This is a genomic window from Microbispora sp. CL1-1, from assembly GCF_012034195.1.
Classification (GTDB): Bacteria; Actinomycetota; Actinomycetes; order Streptosporangiales; family Streptosporangiaceae; genus Microbispora.
In genome coordinates, this window is record NZ_JAATEK010000011.1 from 208765 (window position 1) to 226367 (window position 17603).

The window sequence follows — 17603 nt, forward strand, 5'->3', positions numbered from 1 at the left end:
CGCCGTGGGAAACCGCTGTGCCGTCATCGGCGTGGGCCAGACCCGCTACCAGACGAGACGCCGGGACGTGTCGCTCGCCGGGCTGGTGCGCGAGGCCGCCCTGCGGGCGCTGGAGGACGCCGGCCTGACGTTCGCCGACATCGACGCGGTCGTCATCGGCAAGGCCCCCGACATGTTCGAGGGCGTGATGATGCCGGAGGCGTACCTGGCCGACGCGCTCGGCGCGGCCGGCAAGCCGGTGACGCGCGTGCACACGGCGGGCTCGGTCGGCGGCTCGACCGCGCTGGTCGGCGCGTCGCTCGTGCAGGGCGGCGTGCACGGGCGGGTGCTGGTGGTCGCCTTCGAGAAGCAGTCGGAGTCGAACGCCACCTGGGCCCTGACCACGCACCCGCCCTTCAGCGCCTCCCTGGTCGTGGGGGCGGGCGGCTACTTCGCGCCGCACATCAGGGAGTACATGCGCAGGTCGGGCGCGCCCGGCCACATCGGCACGCTGGTCGCGGTCAAAGACCGGCTCAACGCGCTGAAGAACCCGTACGCCCACCTGCGCATCCCCGGGATCGACCGGAAGATGGTCGAGTCGACCCCGATGCTGTGGGAGCCGATCCGCTATCTGGAGACCTGCCCGTCGTCCGACGGCGCCTGCGCGATCGTGCTCGCGGCCGAGGACAAGGTGACCGGCACGCCCGCCTGGATCCACGGCACGGCGATGCGCTCGGAGCCGCTCATGATGGCCGGCCGCGACGTCGTCAGCCCGAGGGCCGGCCGCGACTGCGCCGCCGACGTCTACCGCCAGGCCGGGATCACCGACCCGCGCCGGGAGATCGACGTCGCCGAGGTGTACGTGCCGTTCTCCTGGTATGAGCCGATGTGGCTGGAGAACCTCGGCTTCGCGGCCGAGGGGGAGGGCTGGAAGCTCACCGAGGCCGGGTGCACGGCGCTCGACGGCGACACCCCGTGGAACGCCTCCGGCGGCGTGCTGTCGTCCAACCCGATCGGCGCGTCCGGCCTCATCCGCTTCGCCGAGGCGGCGCTCCAGGTGCGGGGCATGGCGGGGGAGCACCAGGTCGAGGGGGCACGCCTCGCGCTCGGCCACGCGTACGGCGGGGGTGCCCAGTTCTTCGCGATGTGGATCGTCGGAAGCCGCAGACCGTGAGGCAGCTCAGACCCTGACGAGCGGGAGGTCCGCCGGATGGAGTTCAACCACGCCGATCTCTTCGAGGGGCTCGCCGACGCCATCGGGGACCGCGTCGCGCTGGTCTGCGGCGACGACCGCCCGACGTACGCCGAGCTCGACGCCCACGCCAACCGGCTCGCCCACCACCTGGCCGCGCAGGGCGTCGGACGCGGGACGTACGTGGGCATGCAGCTCTACAACGGGGTGGAGTACGTCGCGGCCCTGCTGGCGACGCTGAAGCTGCGGGCCGTGCCGGTCAACGTCAACTACCGGTACGTCGAGTCCGAGCTGCGCTACCTCTACCAGGACTCCGGCATCGCGGCCCTGGTGTTCGACGTGGAGTTCGACGACCGCGTCGCGGCCGTGGCCGCGCGGGTCCCCGGGCTGCGCCACCTCGTCGCCGTCGGCGGCCCCTCCGCCGTGCCGGGCGCGGTGCCGTACGAGGAGGCGGTGGCGGGGCGGCCCGACGGCAGGGACTTCCCGCCCCGGTCCGGCGACGACGTGTACGTCATCTACACCGGCGGCACGACCGGCATGCCCAAGGGCGTGATGTGGCGGTCGGAGGACCTGTTCTTCGCCTTCGGCGGCGGCAACCCGTACGGCGAGCCGCTGAAGACGCCCGAGGCGGTGATCGAGCAGGCGCGCGGCGCGGCGTCGCCGGTCGTCATGATGACGGCGGCCCCGCTGATGCACGGCGCGGCCCAGATGGGCACGTTCATCGCCTGGTGGATGGGCGGCACGATCGTGCACGTCCGCAGGTTCGACGCCGCCGCCGTGCTGCGCGCGATCGAGCGGGAGAAGGTCGTCAGCCTCAACATCACCGGCGACGCGATGGCCCGCCCGATCGCCGAGGAGCTGGCCGCCGGGTCCTACGACCTGTCGTCGCTGTTCGTGCTCAGCTCCACCGGGGCGATCCTCAGCGGGGCCGTGCGCGCCCGGCTGGAGGAGCTGCTGCCCGGCCGGATGATCCTCGACAACTTCGGCTCCACCGAGTCGGGATACACGGCGTCGGGGGTCGAGGGGTCGTCGCCCGAGTCGGGGTTGCGTTATCGGCCCAACGCCGGCGCCTCCGTGACCGTGCTCGACGAGACGCTGACCCCGGTCGAGCCGGGCTCGGGGCGGATCGGCACGGTGGCCAGGGCCGGCCGGATCGCCTTCGGCTACCACAACGACCCGGGCAAGACCGCCCGCACCTTCGTGACCGACGCCCACGGCGTGCGGTGGCTGCTCACCGGCGACCTCGCCACGGTGGAGGAGGACGGCACGATCCGCATCCTCGGCCGCGGATCCCAGTGCATCAACACCGGAGGGGAGAAGGTCTTCCCCGAGGAGGTCGAGGCGGTGCTCAAGGGGCATCCCGCCGTGTTCGACGCCGTCGTCACCGGCATCCCCGACGACCGCTGGGGGTCGCGGGTCGCGGCCGTCGTCCAGCCGTACGACGGGACGACGCCGACGGCGCGGCAGCTCGACGCCCACTGCCGCACCCGGCTGTCGGGCTACAAGGTGCCGCGGACCTACGCGTTCGTCGAGGAGATCGTCCGTTCCCCGGCGGGCAAGGCCGACTACCGGTGGGCCGGTCAGGTGGCCGCCGCGGCGTGTCCGCCGGAGTAGGCGGCGGCGAGGGCGTGGAAGACCTCCTTCGGCTCCCGCCCGCCGTCCTTCAGCAGCCGGACCACGCCGTAGGAGGCCATGTCGAGGTCTGCGCGCGGGTCGGGGTCATAGGCCGTGGTGTAGCCGGCGAAGGTGAACCAGAAGGCGCTGTCCATGCCCTCCTCCTCGAACACCGTGAGCAGGTCCCGCAGGTAGCGGACCTGCTCGCCCTCGTCGCGGCGGTAGTCGCCGTCGAGCCGGGGCGGGGTCGCGGTGTAGTCCACGATGGCCCACGCCATGCCGCCACGTGCGCCCGCTCCCGTGTAGGCGCACGTGCCGAACTCGGTCACCGCCACCGGCTTGCCGAACCGGAAGCGGGAGCGCAGCTCCTCGCGGTAGGTCGAGGCGTTGCGGTCGTCGCGGTAGGCGTCCACCGCGACGATGTCGAACGGGCTCCAGTCGACGTCCTCCCACTCGCCCGAGGCGTACGTCACCCGCCCGCCGAAGATCGCGCGGGCGGCCTCGGCGGTCTCCGCCAGGAAGGGGTTCAGCAGGGTGGGGATCTCGGCGAACCGGGCGTACACCTCGGCGTCCCCCGCGCCGAGCGCCGCCATCCGGTGGAAGAAGGTCTCCCCGGGCAGGAAGCCGGTGCAGAAGATGCTCATCTCGCATCCGGTCACGAGCACCACCTCCGCGCCGTCGCGCCGCAGCTTCTCGGCCCGCTCGGCGCATTCGGCGAAGTACGGCGCGAGCTCCCGCGTCGTCATCTCGCAGGGGAAGGGCGCGAACCACACCTCCAGCCCCGCCTCGGCGGCGTGCCGCGCGGCGACGCTGAGCCGTTCGGGGTGCCCGCCGGTGATGCGTACGGCGGTGCAGTGCAGCTCGTCGGCGATGACGCGCATCTCCGCGCGGACCGTCTCCGGGTCGAACGTCTCCCGGCTGAGCTGCCCGCCCGGGAGGAAACCGGTGTCGTAGTTGATGCCCCTGCCTCTCATCGAGCGTCTCCCCGCACCTCGTTGTTGATCATCCACATGATCGGCCCGGAGCCGAACGCGCCCGCCACCACGAGTCCCACCGCGAGGGCGGCGATCAGCAGCACGTTGGACAGCCAGATCATGGTGGACGCCGGCAGCGTGAACGCGCCGATCAGCCGGGCCACGCAGTCGGCGAGCAGCGCCGCGCCCCAGATCCCGGTGAAGCGGCGCTCGGCGCGGCGGAACCTCGCGCCGTTCGCCAGCCGCTCCCAGGCGGCCTCCCGCGCCGCGTTGCCCCGGGTGATGAACGCGCGCATGCCCTGGGTCATCACCGGGCGCGCGGTGAACGCCGTGAGCATCATGAACAGGCTGATCACGCCGCTGAGGGCGGAGTCCTTGGCGATCATCATGCGGGCGTCGCCGGTGACGAAGCTCAGGGCGATGCCCGCCACGTTGACCGCCAGCGTCAGCCCGGCCAGCGCGTTCATCGTGCGGTCGCTGACAATCCCGGCGATCACCCGGACGGCCGGGATCACGCCGCTCACGGCCAGCGCGGTGACCTCGCTCGTGCCGAGCGCGCCGTGCAGGAGGTAGTAGCAGGCCATCGGCGCGGCGACGTCGATCGCGAGCGGCATCAGCAGGGTCCGGAGGGTGCCCCGCCGGGGCTTGCCGGCACTCATCGGGGCGGTCGCCGGGCCGGTCACTGGGCCGGTCACTGGGCCGGTCACTGGGCCGGTCACTGGGGCGGCCAGGGTCTCGGTCATCGGGTCCTCCAGGGGGTCTCCGTGTGCGTTAAGCCTCGCGAAAACCGGAGGAGCCCGACAGATTCAGCGATCCCGATTGCGGCAGTACAAATGTCCTGGGTCTGCCCCGGGTCTGTGCTGGGTCTGTGCTGGGTCTGCCCTCGGGCGGGCTGTCAGAGCTTCTTGGCGCCCTCGGTCGCGAGCGCGGCCACGGCGCCGAGACCGAGGTAGACGACGCCGCTGCCCTGGTCGAGCCGCCGCCGGGCGCGCGCCGAGGAGCGCAGCCGCCCGGCCAGCACCGCGGCCAGCAGGGCGTACGTGCCGTCGCTGGCCATGCCGAGCGCGACCCACACTGCCCCGAGCACGAGCACCTGCGGGGCCACGGGGCCGCGCGCCGGATCGACGAACTGCGGCAGGAACGCGAGGTAGAACATGGCCGTCTTGGGGTTCAGCACGTTGACCACGAACCCCTCGCCGAACAGCCGCCGGGGCGAGGCCGGCTTCACCTCGGTCTCCTCCGCCTCCGTCCGCCGGACGAGCTTGCGGATGCCCAGGTAGAGGAGGTAGGCCGCGCCCAGATACTTCACGACGGCGAACGCTGTAGCCGAGGCGGCGAGCAGCGCGGTGATCCCGAAGGCCGCGGCGGCGATGTGGACGAGCGACCCGGTGTGGATGCCGACAACGGAGACCAGCCCCGCCGTACGGCCCTGGGCCACGCTCCGGGTGACGATGTAGAGCACGGCGGGTCCCGGAACCAGGAGCAACGCCATCGTGGCGGCCGCGAACAGGGCGAGCGTGGGCAGAGTCGGCATGTTCGGATGGTAGGGACACCGGCGCCGTCGCGGCACGTCAATTTAGAGCGCCGTCACGGGCAGCGACTCCAGAGCAGTGGATTCACAGCACGGTCAGCACGCGAGGGCCGTCCTCGGTGACCGCGATGGTGTGCTCCATGTGGGCGGCCCTGCTGCCGTCCGTGCTGTGCAGCGTCCAGCCGTCGCCCGCTGTGTGATAACCGTCCCGGCCCCCGGCGATGAACATCGGCTCGATGGCCAGGGTGAGACCATGCCGCAGGGGATAGCCCCGGCCGGGCCGCCCGTGGTTCGGCACCGACGGGTCCTCGTGCATCCGCCGGCCGATGCCGTGGCCGCCGAAGTCCCTGGGCATGCCATATCCGGCCTCCTTGGCGATCGCGCCGATCGCCGCCGAGATGTCCCCGATGCGGTTGCCCACGGTCGCGGCGGCGATCCCGGCCTCCAGCGCCCTGCGCGTGGTGTCGACCAGCTCCAGGTCACCGGGGCGCGGCGTGCCCACGATGAACGTGACGGCGGCGTCGGCCGCCCAGCCGTCCAGCACCGCGCCGGCGTCGACGCCGACCACGTCCCCGTCCCGCAGCCGGTAGCCGGTCGGGATGCCGTGCACGATCGCGTCGTTGACGGACACGCAGATCACGGCGGGAAACGGGGTCGGCGCGAAGGGCGGCCGATAGCCGAGGAACGGGGAGCTCGCCCCGGCCTCGCGCAGCACCGCCCGCGCCGTCTCGTCCAGGTCCGTGAGCCGCACCCCGATGGCCGCGGCCTTCCGTACGGCGTCGAGCGTGCGGGCCACGACCCGCCCCGCCTCCCGCATCGCGTCCAGCGCGGCGTCGCTCTTGATTTCCACCATGACAATGCCCTCCGGGGGTGGCACCAATAACTATACCGGTATTAGTATCACGGTCATGGTGAGAGTGCCCCTGACCCCCGAGGAGCGGCAGCGGGGGGAGCGGTTCGGCGTCCTGCTCCGGCAGGCGCGCGGCGAGCGCAGCATGGTCGAGGTCGCGGCGGCGGCCGGGCTGTCGGCCGAGACGCTGCGCAAGATCGAGACCGGCCGCGCGCCGACCCCGGCCTTCTTCACGGTCGCCGCGCTCGCCGCCGCACTCGGCCTGTCGCTGGACGAGCTGGCCGCCGCCTGCGCGGAGGGTCCCCAGACCGGCGAGTTCCGCCAGGCCGGCTGACCCGCGACGGCTTGCTCGTCGCGCCTCGCGCGGCGGCTTGCTCAGTGGCTTGCTCAGTGGCTTGCTCGGTGGTTTGCTCGGTGGCTTGCTGTGGCGGCGCTGAATCTTTCACCGGCCGGGTGTCCGTGTCCGGGGGCGTTTGCCCCAGGTGAACGGCCCGTCGCGGGCCCCTCCGGGTGGCCGCCGGGGCGGCGGTTCCTGTACAGGCCGCGTGGCAGATCGGACGCTGTGAGCATCGCCGACGATCAACGGCAGCCGGCCCGAGGCGGCCGGTCGGCTCACCACGGAGGTGCCCGATGCGATTCCCCCACGGCCGGTTACGTCGCCCGGCCGTCCTCGCGGCCGTCGTGGCCGCCGCGTCCGCGGTGACCGGGCTCGTCCCGGGCACGGCCGACGCCGCGCCGCGCGGATCGGCCGCCGTCGCCCGCCTGCTGCCGAGTGCGGTTCCCACTCCGACGCCGACCCCGACCGTGAGCGCCACGCCGTACGTCATGGTCACACCCGCCCAGGTGGTCGTGCCCGAAGGAGGCTCGGCGCTCATCTACGTGCGGCTCAGCGACCGGCCGTCGTACGGCTGGGTGACCGTCGACAGCCAGCGGCTGTCCGGCGACTCGGACCTGTCGATCGGTCCCCGGCTGCTCTTCCCCGCGGACCGGTACAACGAATGGCAGGCGCTCCTCGTCTTCGCCGAGGAGGACGACGACGCGACGGACGGCACCGCCACGTTCGAGTCCAAAATCAGTCAGCTGCCGGGCACCGGCGTCGCGGTGTGGAGCGCCAAGGAGCTGGACAACGACGCCGCCACGCCGTCGCCGGCACCGAGCTGACGGATCATGTGATCGCCAGCAAGGCGGCGACCAGGGCCGCGGTGGCGGGCGGGTCGGGCGGCTCGCCGTACGTCGCGGCGTAGACCCGGCGGTCCGACCCGGGCAGCTCGGACACCCGCACGTCGGGATGGCGGTGGGCCGACAGCGCGAGCCGGGGGAGGATCGCCGTGCCCAGCCCGGCCGCGACCATGGCCTGCACGGCCACGTAGTCGTCCGTCGTGAACGAGACGCGCGGCGTGAAGCCCGCCTCGGCGCACAGCGCGAGCAGGTGCGCGCGGCACCGCTCGCATCCCGTGATCCACGTCCCGTCCGCGTACGCCGCCAGGTCGCCCGCGTCGCCGTACGCCGTGGGAGTGACGAGGAGGCTCGGGTCGTCGAGCAGGTGGACCAGCCGGACGCCGTCGTCCTCGGGGGCGGTCTCGCCGAAGCGGAAGACCACGGCGACGTCCACCCGGCCGGCCCGCAGCAGGCGCAGTGCCTCGGGCGGCTCGGCCTCCATCAGCCGCAGGTCGAGCCCCGGATGGTCGCGCGCGAGCCGGGCGGCGGCGGCCGGGACGAACGTGCCGAGGGCGGAGGGGAACGCCGCCAGCCGGACGCGTCCGGCGCGCAGCCCGACGTGCGCGGCGAGCTCCGTGGATGCCGCGTCGAGACGGCCGAGGATCTCCGCGCCCCGCTCGGCGAGCAGGCGGCCCGCCTCGGTGAGGCGGATGCCGCGCCCCACGCGCTGCACCAGCTTCGCGCCCGTCTCCGCCTCAAGCCGGGCGAGGTGGTGGCTCACCGAGGGCTGCGAGTAGTGCAGCTCCCGCGCCGCGGCGGTCACCGTGCCGGTCCTGGCCACCGCCACGAGGACCCGCAGCCGTACGACGTCGAGCGGCATTCATCGATCCCGTCTATGGTTTCGCCTGAGAAGTTGAGTTGGACCTATTGTCCTGCGGATGGCCAGGCTGGGGGTCATGACCGACATCCGCGAAATCCTGGACGCCCGGCGGCTCATCGCCCCGCATCTGCCCGAGACTCCCCTGTGGTCCTATCCCGTGCTCGACGCGGCGGTGGGCGCCGAGGTCCACGTGAAGCACGAGAACGTCCAGCCCACGGGGGCGTTCAAGGTGCGCGGCGGCATCGCGTTGCTGGCGCGCATGGCCGGCCGCGAACGCGGGGTGGTCACCTACTCGACCGGCAACCACGCCCAGTCCGTCGCGTACGCCTCCCGCCTGTACGGCGTGCCGTGCGCCGTCCTGATGCCGGAGAACCCGAACCCCGCCAAGGTCGCGGCGGTCGAGGCGCTCGGGGCGACCGTCGAGGTCCGGGGCGCGACGATGGTGGAGGCCGCCGGGCACGCGCGTGACCTCGCCGAGCGCACGGGACGCCGGCTGATCAGCCCGGCCGACGAGCCGGACATCCTGGCCGGGGTGGGCACGCTCTACGTCGAGATGTTCACCGCCCGGCCGGATCTGGAGGCGGTGTTCGTGCCGGTGGGCAGCGGCAGCGGGGCCGCCGCGGCGTGCCTCGCCGCCGCCGCGCTCGCGCCGGGCTGCCGGGTGATCGCCGTCCAGTCGGCCCAGGCCCCGGCCGCGCACGACTCCTGGCGGTTGCGGGAGCCGGTGACCCGGCCCGTCAAGACGGTCGTGGAGGGGCTCGCCACCGGTTCGGCGTTCGCGCTCCCGCAGGCCGTGATGCGCGACGGCCTGGCCGACTTCGTGCTGGTGGACGACGACGACATCCTGCGGGCCCAGCGTCTGCTGCTCACCGAGGCCCACACCCTGGCCGAGGGCGCGGGGGCGGCGGCCCTCGCCGGGCTGCTGGCCCGGCGTGAGGAGTTCGCCGGGCGCAGGGTGGCCGTGGTGTGCACGGGCGGCAACGCCGGCCCGGCCGAGCTCGCCCGCCTCCTCGCCGGTTGAACGCGCACAGGCGGACGGAGGGCCCCCCAAGCGGGCTCAAGTGGGCTCAAGTGGGCTCAGGGGCCGACGTCGTCGCGGGTGGCCTCCTCGATCTCGTGCAGGCTCTGCCGGGTCAGTTCGAGCTCCGAGGTCAGCTCGTCGAGCGCCCGGGCGCCGCCCGCGTCGTCGGAGGCCGCCGTCATGGCGGAGATCTCCACGGCCCGCGCGACCAGGCCCTCCAGGCTGATGGCGCCCGACTGCAGCCGGGCCAGCACCCGCTCCCGCGTGCCCCACAACCTGTCGTACACCTCGCGCTGCGCGTCAAGGGCGGCGATCGACCGGTCGAGCTCGCCCGCGACCTCCTGCCGGGCCGTCTGCCGCGCCTGCGTGAGCCGTACGCGCTCCTGCTCCAGGAACCGGGGGTCGAAGCGGGCCAGGGCCGAGCCGGTGACCGAGGCGTGCCCGGCCAGCCGGCGCAGCGTGCCGACGGTGTCGTCCACCTGCGGGCGCATCGCCGCGATCCGGTCGAGCAGGAGCTGCCCGCGCATCGAGGCGGTCAGGTCGGCGAACGACGCGGCGGCCCGCTCCGCCCGCCGCAGCCACGCCTCCTCCGCGCTCCCCTTCGTCACCGGCGGGGCCTGCGTTTCCGTACGGCTCTCGCCACCGGTGGACTGCCACGCGGAGGCGAACGCCTTGATGAGCCAGACCGCGACCCCGGCGACGGGCACCCCCACGGTAGGGACGCCGACCGCCCAGGCCGCGCCCGCGGCGGTGGCGCCCAGGAGCAGCGCCCAGGGGTCGCGGAGTTCCTCGGTGAAGCGGGACAAAGGGGGGCTCCCAGGTCGGACGGCAGGGTTGATCAGAAGTTGGAGATGACGGCGGTGAACACCTCGTCGATGCTTCCCGGCTTGCGCGAATCGTAGGCCGCCGCGTCCGTGGCCTGCGAGATGCGCCGCAGGACGTCGAGGTCGGCGTCGCCGCCGTACGCGATGGTGAACATCCGCACGGTCTCCTGGCCCGCCTCATGGCGCAGGTCGGGCAGCAGGTTGTCGAGCGAGATGGAGTTGTTGTCCTCGTTCTTGCCGTCCGTCAGGAACACGACCGCGTTGATCGCGTCACCGCTCTGATGGCGCGTCACGTACTGGTAGGAGGCGAGGGCCGTGTCGTACAGCCCCGTGCCGCCGCTGGGGATCAGGCCGTTGATGCGGCTCTTGAGCTGCGACTGGTTGCCCCTGCCCAGGGGGACGAGCTCGCGGTAGTCCTTGTCGCCGTCCTGCTTGAGGCTGAACAGCCACAGGCCGACCCGGTCGTTCGGCCCGAACTGCGGCAGCGCGTTGATCGCGGCCTGCTTGGCCAGGTCGAGCTTGGTCTTGCCGGTGCCTTCGACGTCGGCGCCCATCGAGCCGGACACGTCCATCACCATCAGCACGTTGGCGGGCTTGCGCAGCTCGGCCCAGCTCTTGAGGATGCGGTTCAGCACCGGCGGCGCCGGGGTGCTCAGCGTGGTCGCCGGCTGCTTGGGGTCGAGGCCGTTGGCGGTCGTGATGAGGTCGCCCGGCTTGCCGTCGTACGACCGGAAGGCGTACTTCTCGAACTGCCTCTGCTGCTCGGGCGCCTGCAGATACTTCAGGAAGTCCGCCGCCGCGGCCTTCTTCGCGGCGTCCGCCCAGGACAGCACGGCGTACGGGTGGTCGGAGAAGAGCGTGCCCTCCTTGGGGTAGATCGCCACCAGCGGGACCTTCGGCTTGGCGTGGTCGCCGAGCGTCTTGGGATCACCCGTCGGGTTGCCCTGGTTGTAGTCCCACACCGACTTCTCCTCCACCGTCACGGCGGAGATGTACGACATGGCCGTCCCCGAGTCGTCGGCGTGCTGGAGGTTCGACAGGAACGTCAGCGTCGTGTCGCCGTAGTGGACGATGGACCGCTCGACCCCCCGCACGAACTCGCGCGTCTTCGCCGCGGCGACGTCTCGTTCCGTCAGGTCGCCCGACAGCCCGGTGGCCGCGAAGTACGCCCCGACCGTGGCGTTGAGCCCGGACGTCGAGAAGTTCGGGTTCGTCTTGCCGAGGCGGAACCTCCCCCACTCCGGGTGGTCGTAAGCCGCCCAGCCCTTGGGGTCGTTGGCGAGGTCGAGGATCTCCGACCAGCCGATCTTCTTGGACGGCCAGCCGAGCGCCTGGGCCATCGGCTTGGGCATCGCGATGACCAGCGGAGACGTGGCGATCGTCGGGTTGTCGGCGGACACCGGCGACGCCTGGTCGCCGCCCTCGACGCGTTGCCGCAGCAGGGTGACCCAGCCGGTGCTCGCCGGCGTCCAGACGTCCGGCTTCGGGCCGTCCTGCCGCTCGTCCCAGCCCCGCGCGAGGGCCTGCATGGCCCCGCCCGAGGCCTTGGAGTTCACGACCACGTCCACGCATTTTCCGTCCACCTCATGGCCGTTGTAGTCGTTGGCCATCGTGCGCAGCAGCTCGGCCTTCTCGCTCGACGCGGCGATGGTCAGCGTGATCCCGTCGTCACCGCAGGCGCGTTTGCCCGCACTCCCGCCCCCGTCGCCCCCGCCGTCACCGGCATCGCCACCGCCGCCTGAAACTCCGCCGAACAGCAGCCTCAGCCCGACGATGAGCGCCCCCGCGAAGATGACCGCGACGACGAACGGTGCCACGCTGCGGCGGCGCTTCTGCTGCGGTGGGGGGTACACGGGCTCCTCCATTGTCACGGGATACCTGCATCTATCCCGACGAATGGCGGATCACGTTAGTTGCCGATCATCTCGTCCAGCTAACACCCCAGCCCCGTTCCACACTCATCCACAGAACCCGATAATTCTCCGTAACGACTCGAACACACTGAGTAAAGTTTCCCGCGTGCCGAATCTCATCCATCAACAAACGGTCGACCTCTTCCACCGGAGGCCCAACGCCGCGGTGGAGCTGTTACGCGAGGTCGGCGGCATCGAGCCGCCCGAATTCGCCAAGGCCACGGCGGAGGCGGTGGACGCCACGCAACTGACCCCGGTGGAGTATCGCGCGGACGCGGTCGTGGTGCTCCGCGACGGGTCGGGAACGGCCCGGCTGGCGGTGATCGTCGAGGTGCAGTTACGGCACGACGCGGACAAGCGCTTCACCTGGCCCGTATACGTCGCCGCGCTGCGGGCCCGGTTGAAGTGTGACACCGCCCTGCTGGTGATCAGCCTGAACCCGGCGGTGGGCCGCTGGTGCGAGCAGCCCATCTCCATGGGGCCGAGCGGAACGGTCACCCCGGTGGCGATTCACTCGGACCGCCTGCCCTTGGTCACCGATCCGGGCGAGGCACGCAGGCACCCCGAGCTGGCCGTGTTGTCGGCGGCCATGAACGGTGACCACCCCGACATCGACAAGGGGCTGGAGGTCATGCTGGAGGGGCTGAACGAGCTCGACCAGAAGGACGTCCGGCTATATTTGAGCTACGTGTTCGGCCTGGTACCCACAGTAGTGGGTGAGCGCCTGAAGGAGCTTCTGATGACAGCGTCAGCCGACTACGAGAAGGTCATCGGCGACCGCTACTTCTCCGATTGGGTGAACAAGGGCCTGGAACAGGGCTTGGAGCAGGGTCTGGAGCAGGGGCTGGAACAGGGGCGCGCGGAGGGCGAGATCGACGCGATCCTCGCCGTGCTCGACGCCCGGGGGCTGGAGATTCCCCCCGAGGCACGCGAGCGGATCAGCCGATGCTCCGACCTGAATCTCCTGAAGGAGTGGGTCCGCAAGGCGGTGACGGTGACGTCGGTGGACGAGCTCTTCCTCTGACGTCCGCGCTCGCCCGACGCCGATCCGCGCTCGTCCGGGGCTCGTCCGGGGCTCATCTGGGGCTCATCAGGGGCTCATCAGGGGCTCGGCCAGGGCTCCGTCAGGGCGAGATGCGGCGGTGGACGAGTTCGGCGAGCGTCGCGTGTACGTCCTCGACCGGCTGGCCGGGGTGCAGCGCGCGACGCTCGATGGCGACGGTGAGCACCATGCCGAAGACGGCGGTGGCGGCGGTGCCGGTGTCGAATCCCGGGCGCAGCTCGCCGGCCGCCACGGCATCGGCAAGGACACGTTCGTAGACCGCGAGCACGCTCGTGCGCAGCCGCAGGATCGCGTCCTGCCAGGCCGCCCGCCACAGCTCGGCCAGCAGCACCCGGGCGAACGGCCCGTACTCGTCGAAGAAGCGGAGCTGCGCGAGCATGAGCGCGTCTAGCACGGCGACCGGAGAGGCGGCCGGGGCGCGTGCGGCCTCGGCGAGGGCGTCGGCGAGCCGCTCGATCCCGTGGTCGAGCAGGCCCGCGAACAGCGCCTCCTTGCTGCCGAAGTTGTAGAAGACGGTGCCCTTGGCCACTCCCGCGCGTTCGGCGATGGCGTCGACGGTGGTGGCGGCGAAACCCTGCTCGGCGATGAGTTCGGCAGCGGCCCGGTAGAGCCGCTGCCGGGTCTCGGCCCGCCTGCCGCCGGTCGCGCCGTCGCCCCGCCCGCTCACAGCGACAGCTCCGGCTTGAGGCGGCGCATCGACCACGTACGACCACGGTGGACGGCGAGCACGGTGAGGGCGAGACCGAGGGCGACGAACGCGGACAGCACGCCGCAAGCCTGCCACACCACGGTGGTGTCGCCGCCGCTGACGAGGCGGCGCATCGCCGACACCACCCAGCTCATCGGCAGCCACGGCGAGATGGCCTGGAAGAACCCGGGGGACGTCTCGATCGGGTAGGTGCCCGCCGACGAGGTGAGTTGCAGCATGAGCAGCGCCAGCACCGCCACTCGTCCGGGCGGCCCGAGCAGCGCGTTGACCGCCTGCACGACGGCGAGGAACGCCGCCGTGACCAGCACCAGGAAGGCCGCCATCCCCGGCCAGTCGGCCGCCTCGAGCCCCAGGCCGAAGCGCAGCACGGCGAGCAGCACCGCCACCTGGAGCGTCCCCATCGCGAGCCCGGGAAGCCAGCCCGCGAGGGCCGTGCGCCACGCTGGCGCCGACCCGGCGAGCAGGCGCGGGTTGAGCGGCCGCAGCACCATGTACGTCACCATCGCGCCGACCCACAACGCGAGCGGCACGAAGAACGGAGCGAACCCGGTGCCGTAGTTGGGCACCTCGTTGTCCACCTCGGTGGCGAGCCGGACGGGGTCGCTCATCATGTCCGTACGGCTGTCGCGCTCCGGTGTGCCGTAGTCGGGGATCTGCGCGGCCCCGTCGCCGAGCTTGCCGGCCAGCTCGCTTGAGCCGTCGGTCAGCTTGACCAGCCCGGAGCCGAGCTTTCCTGCCCCCCGGTGCAGCTTGCCGATGCCGTTGTCGAGCTTGCCCGCGCCGGAGGCGAGCGAGGCGAGCCCGGTGTTGAGGCCGGTCGCTCCGTCGTCGAGCCTGGCAAGCCCGGTGGACAGGGTCCGCGCGCCGCTGTTGAGCGTGCCGAGGCCGCGCGACAGCGAGGTGGCTCCGTTCAGCGCCTTGCCCGCGCCGTCGTGCAGGTCGGACGCTCCGTCGGCCAGTCGCTTCAGCCCCTTGTCGAGCTGGTTGAACTTGTCGCGGGCGTCGTTCAGCGCGCTGCCGAGGCCGGGCGCGGCGGCGGCCAGCTCGCGGGCGTCGTCCGCGACGGTCCGTGCCGTGCCGGCGAGGTCGTCGAGCCTGCCCTCCTGCGAGCCGAGGCGGTTCTGCAGCCGCCCGGCGGCCGACGCGAGGTCGCCCGCCGACCCCGCGGCCTGCTCGACCAGCGCGCGCAGCTCGGGGTCGGCGTCGGGATGGGCGCTCAGCCAGCGCTGGACGGCCCGCAGGTCCTGCCTGGCCGTGCCCGCCGAGCCCTGCACCTCCTGGGGCAGGCCGTCGAGTGCGTCGGCCAAGCCGTCGGCGCCCTTCGCGAGGGTGAGCGCGCCCTGCCGGATGCGGTCGCCGTTCTTCTCCAGCACCGGGACGTATTTGTCGGCCGCCCGGTTGACGGTGGGAGACAGGGTGTGCACCTGGCGGTAGACCTCGCGGTTGCCCTCGGCCAGTGCGGCCGCACCCTTGCCGAGCGCGGACAGGCCCTTGCGGAGGTCGGCCGCGCCCGCGGCCGCCTTCGACAGACCGGCGGACAGGGAGGCCGAGCCGGTCCTGGCCTGGTGCAGCCCGCTCGTGAGCTGCTTCGACCCGCTGTACAGGGCGTCGGCTCCGGACGACAGCTTGCCGGTCGCGTCCTGCGCGGACCCGAGCCCCTTGGCGAGCGAGGCCGCGCCGTCGCTCGCGGCGGCGGCACCGTCGTGCAACCGGTCGGCGCCGTCGGCCGCCTGGGCGGTCTTGTCGTGCAGCTCGCCGAAGGACAGGAAGATCTGGTCCAGGTAGCCCTTGACCGCGCTGCGTCCGGCCGCCTCCTTGACCTCCCGGAACACGGCGTCCGAGATCGTCCGCATGATGTAGCTGCGCCCGGTGTCCACCCGTACGCCGAGCTGGGCCGGGCGCGGCGTGCCGTCGCCGGAGGGCGAGGCGAGGTCGGCGCTGAAGTCGTCCGGGATCGTGAGCGACAGGTAGTAACGGCCCTCTCGGACGCCCTTGTCGGCCTCCGCCGCGTCGACCCGGTGCCACGCGAAGACCTTGCGCCGCTCCAGCTCGGCGGCGAGTTCGCGTCCGGCGTCCACCGTGCTCGGGGGGCTCCCCGCGGCGCCGGCGGCGGTGGCGGGACGGTCCTCCACGACGAGGGCCACCGGCACACGGTCGAGGTTCGCCTGGGGATCCCAGAACGACCACAGATAGAGCCCGGCGTACAGCAGAGGCAGCATGACGACGGCGACCAGCGCGGCCCTGGTGAGCCGCGAGCGCAGGAACCTGCGCAGTTCGAGCCGGCCGGGGTGGGGGATCCTCATCGGCGTTCTCCTGTCTCCGCCGCGTCTCCGGCACCCGGTGCCGGGGGAGCGGGAACGGGCAGCGGCAGCAGCGTGCTGGCCGCGCCGGTCGCCTCCTCGGCGTCGGTGCACGCCGCGACGACGGTGAGCCCCTGGTCGGCCAGGCCGCGCAGCACGTCCCACAGCTCGCGCCGCCTGCCCGCGGGGATGCCGGTGCCGGCGTCGTCCACGAGCAGCAGGCCCGGCTGGTCGAGCAGGGCGAGCGCGACGCCCAGCCGCACCGCCTGGGCCCGGGTGAGCTCCCTGGCCAGGGTGCGGTCGCCCCGCGGCAGCGCGTCCGGATCGAGCCCGGCGTGGGCGAGCGCCGACCGCACGGCGTCCGGGTGCCGCCTGCGCCACAGGAACCCGTGCGGGCGCAGCCGCTCCTGCAGGTGCTCCCGTACGGTCAGGGCGTCGTCGAACGGGTTCACCTCCGGGAAGAGCCCAAGGGCGGCGATCCGCCTGATCCCGCGGGGTGTGGCGAGGCCGCCGACGGTGAGCGTCCCCTCGGTGGGCTTCATCCGTCCCGCGAGGGTGAGCAGCAGGCTCGTACGGCCGCTGCCCGCCTCGCCCGTGACGACGGTCAGCGTCCCCGGGGCCGCGTGCAGGGAGACGTGCCGGTAGACCCAGCCGTGAGCGCCGCGCACGCCCAGGTCTCGCGCCTTCAGCTCGACCCCGCCGAACACGGCGCCGGACGCCTCGCCGGACGTGCCGTCGGACGCGCCCTCGGACGTGCCGTCGGACGCGTCGTCCACCCCGCCGCCGGACGGCCCGTCGGGGGTTCCGGCCGAGGGGGTGGCGACGTCGGTGGTTCGCCCGGCATTCACGTCTGTGCTCCGTTCTTTGCACTGACCAGTCGGTACAAAAGAGTAGCCCTGGGGAGCTCTCGCCCCATGCCCGTCATGGTGTGATTTCGCCGACACAGGCCCATGTCCGCGGTGACCGGGCCTCACGCGGGGAGAAGGGGGTTGCCGGCGAACCGCGCGCCGCCGTGTGGGATACGTCGCGGAGTGCCGGGTGGCGCCGTGCGGGGGGAGTCACGCGGTGCCGTGTGGGAAGTGCCGGGCGGTGTGTGGGGAGTGCCGGGCGGTGCCGTGCAGGGGGAGTCACGCGGTGCCGTGTGGGAAGTGCCAGGCGGTGTGTGGGGAGTGCCGGGTGGCGCCGCGCAACGTTCCAGTCGGCCATGGCTCTCCGCCATGACCTCCTCGGCTCTCCCGGCGTGTCCGTGTTTCATGAAAATTTCACTGGCGCGCACCGGGTGCGGACGGTCTCACCTGCCGGAATCGGCGGGTGCCAGGACCACCCCGTCAGCTGGTCGACACGGAGCATTGACCCGGGTTCGCGGGGTCCGTACTTTTGGCCATGTTCCGGTTCATGGATGTTGTTCACATCTATGAATTCCCTCAGCGGGACCAGGAGTGGCGCCGCCACCAGCCTGGGTCAGGGGTCCTGCACGACCTGCGAGGAGCTCGGCTTTGAGAAGGAGTAGCAGAACCGGAGTCGGGGTGATCGGCACCGTTGTCGGGGTCGCCGCCCTGGTGGGCGGCGTCTTCGTCGGCGTGTCCAACGCGGCG

The 17603-nt window shown here is 72.5% G+C and carries 16 protein-coding genes; 6 read left to right on the plus strand and 10 right to left on the minus strand.

From position 1 onward, the window contains the following. The first annotated feature begins 4 nt into the window (after positions 1-4). Positions 5-1153, plus strand: coding sequence for a thiolase domain-containing protein (locus HCK04_RS16570; protein ID WP_142648212.1), 1149 nt, complete (start codon positions 5-7; stop codon positions 1151-1153). Positions 1154-1189: 36 nt separating this feature from the next. Continuing rightward, positions 1190-2785, plus strand: a complete 1596-nt coding sequence (locus HCK04_RS16575; protein ID WP_142648213.1) for an acyl-CoA synthetase — start codon at positions 1190-1192, stop codon at positions 2783-2785. Here the strand turns inward: HCK04_RS16575 and HCK04_RS16580 are convergent. The 4 genes from HCK04_RS16580 to map form a co-directional block, all read right to left on the minus strand. Further along, positions 2752-3759, minus strand: coding sequence for a hypothetical protein (locus HCK04_RS16580; protein WP_142648214.1), 1008 nt, complete (start codon positions 3757-3759; stop codon positions 2752-2754). The genes HCK04_RS16575 and HCK04_RS16580 overlap by 34 nt on opposite strands. After that, positions 3756-4502, minus strand: a complete 747-nt coding sequence (locus HCK04_RS16585) for a VC0807 family protein (protein WP_205830318.1) — start codon at positions 4500-4502, stop codon at positions 3756-3758. Before HCK04_RS16585 ends, HCK04_RS16580 begins: the two co-directional genes overlap by 4 nt. A gap of 152 nt (positions 4503-4654) precedes the next feature. After that, a complete protein-coding gene (locus tag HCK04_RS16590; RefSeq protein WP_142648215.1) occupies positions 4655-5293 on the minus strand; it encodes a LysE family translocator in 639 nt (212 codons plus the stop codon). Between the two features lie 82 nt (positions 5294-5375). Further along, a complete protein-coding gene (gene map, locus HCK04_RS16595) occupies positions 5376-6143 on the minus strand; it encodes a type I methionyl aminopeptidase (protein WP_142648216.1) in 768 nt (255 codons plus the stop codon). Positions 6144-6198: 55 nt separating this feature from the next. On the opposite strand from map, the gene HCK04_RS16600 reads away from it, so the two are divergent. Together HCK04_RS16600 and HCK04_RS16605 are read left to right on the plus strand one after the other, a co-directional pair. After that, positions 6199-6474, plus strand: a complete 276-nt coding sequence (locus tag HCK04_RS16600) for a helix-turn-helix transcriptional regulator (protein ID WP_142625059.1) — start codon at positions 6199-6201, stop codon at positions 6472-6474. Positions 6475-6770: 296 nt separating this feature from the next. Then, a complete protein-coding gene (locus tag HCK04_RS16605; RefSeq protein ID WP_142648217.1) occupies positions 6771-7301 on the plus strand; it encodes a hypothetical protein in 531 nt (176 codons plus the stop codon). Between the two features lie 4 nt (positions 7302-7305). Here the strand turns inward: HCK04_RS16605 and HCK04_RS16610 are convergent, their stop codons facing one another. Next, positions 7306-8178, minus strand: a complete 873-nt coding sequence (locus HCK04_RS16610) for a LysR family transcriptional regulator (protein WP_142648218.1) — start codon at positions 8176-8178, stop codon at positions 7306-7308. 58 nt (positions 8179-8236) lie between these two features. On the opposite strand from HCK04_RS16610, the gene HCK04_RS16615 reads away from it, so the two are divergent. Continuing rightward, positions 8237-9199 (plus strand): pyridoxal-phosphate dependent enzyme, encoded by a 963-nt coding sequence (locus tag HCK04_RS16615; protein ID WP_205830319.1) that lies wholly within the window; start codon positions 8237-8239, stop codon positions 9197-9199. A 56-nt stretch (positions 9200-9255) separates the two neighbouring features. Here the strand turns inward: HCK04_RS16615 and HCK04_RS16620 are convergent, their stop codons facing one another. Further along, entirely contained in the window at positions 9256-10005 is a 750-nt protein-coding gene (locus HCK04_RS16620; RefSeq protein ID WP_142648219.1) for a hypothetical protein, read from the minus strand. Positions 10006-10037: 32 nt separating this feature from the next. Continuing rightward, positions 10038-11876: a substrate-binding and VWA domain-containing protein gene (locus HCK04_RS16625; protein ID WP_260617296.1), complete on the minus strand. Its 1839-nt coding sequence runs from the start codon at positions 11874-11876 to the stop codon at positions 10038-10040. A 166-nt stretch (positions 11877-12042) separates the two neighbouring features. Here HCK04_RS16625 and HCK04_RS16630 point away from each other — a divergent pair, with 166 nt between their 5' ends. Further along, a complete protein-coding gene (locus HCK04_RS16630) occupies positions 12043-12960 on the plus strand; it encodes a hypothetical protein (protein ID WP_142648221.1) in 918 nt (305 codons plus the stop codon). A gap of 100 nt (positions 12961-13060) precedes the next feature. On the opposite strand, the gene HCK04_RS16635 is transcribed toward HCK04_RS16630, so the two are convergent. From HCK04_RS16635 to HCK04_RS16645, 3 genes are read right to left on the minus strand one after another with little or no spacing between them, the layout of a single operon-like run. Next, complete coding sequence (locus tag HCK04_RS16635) at positions 13061-13666, minus strand: TetR/AcrR family transcriptional regulator (protein WP_142648222.1); 606 nt, start codon at positions 13664-13666, stop codon at positions 13061-13063. Continuing rightward, the gene (locus HCK04_RS16640) at positions 13663-16011 is read right to left on the minus strand and encodes a YhgE/Pip domain-containing protein (RefSeq protein ID WP_142648223.1); all 2349 of its coding nucleotides are present in this window, start codon (positions 16009-16011) and stop codon (positions 13663-13665) included. Before HCK04_RS16640 ends, HCK04_RS16635 begins: the two co-directional genes overlap by 4 nt. Beyond that, a complete protein-coding gene (locus tag HCK04_RS16645; protein ID WP_168065985.1) occupies positions 16008-16856 on the minus strand; it encodes an ATP-binding cassette domain-containing protein in 849 nt (282 codons plus the stop codon). Before HCK04_RS16645 ends, HCK04_RS16640 begins: the two co-directional genes overlap by 4 nt. Between the last annotated feature and the right edge of the window lie 747 nt (positions 16857-17603).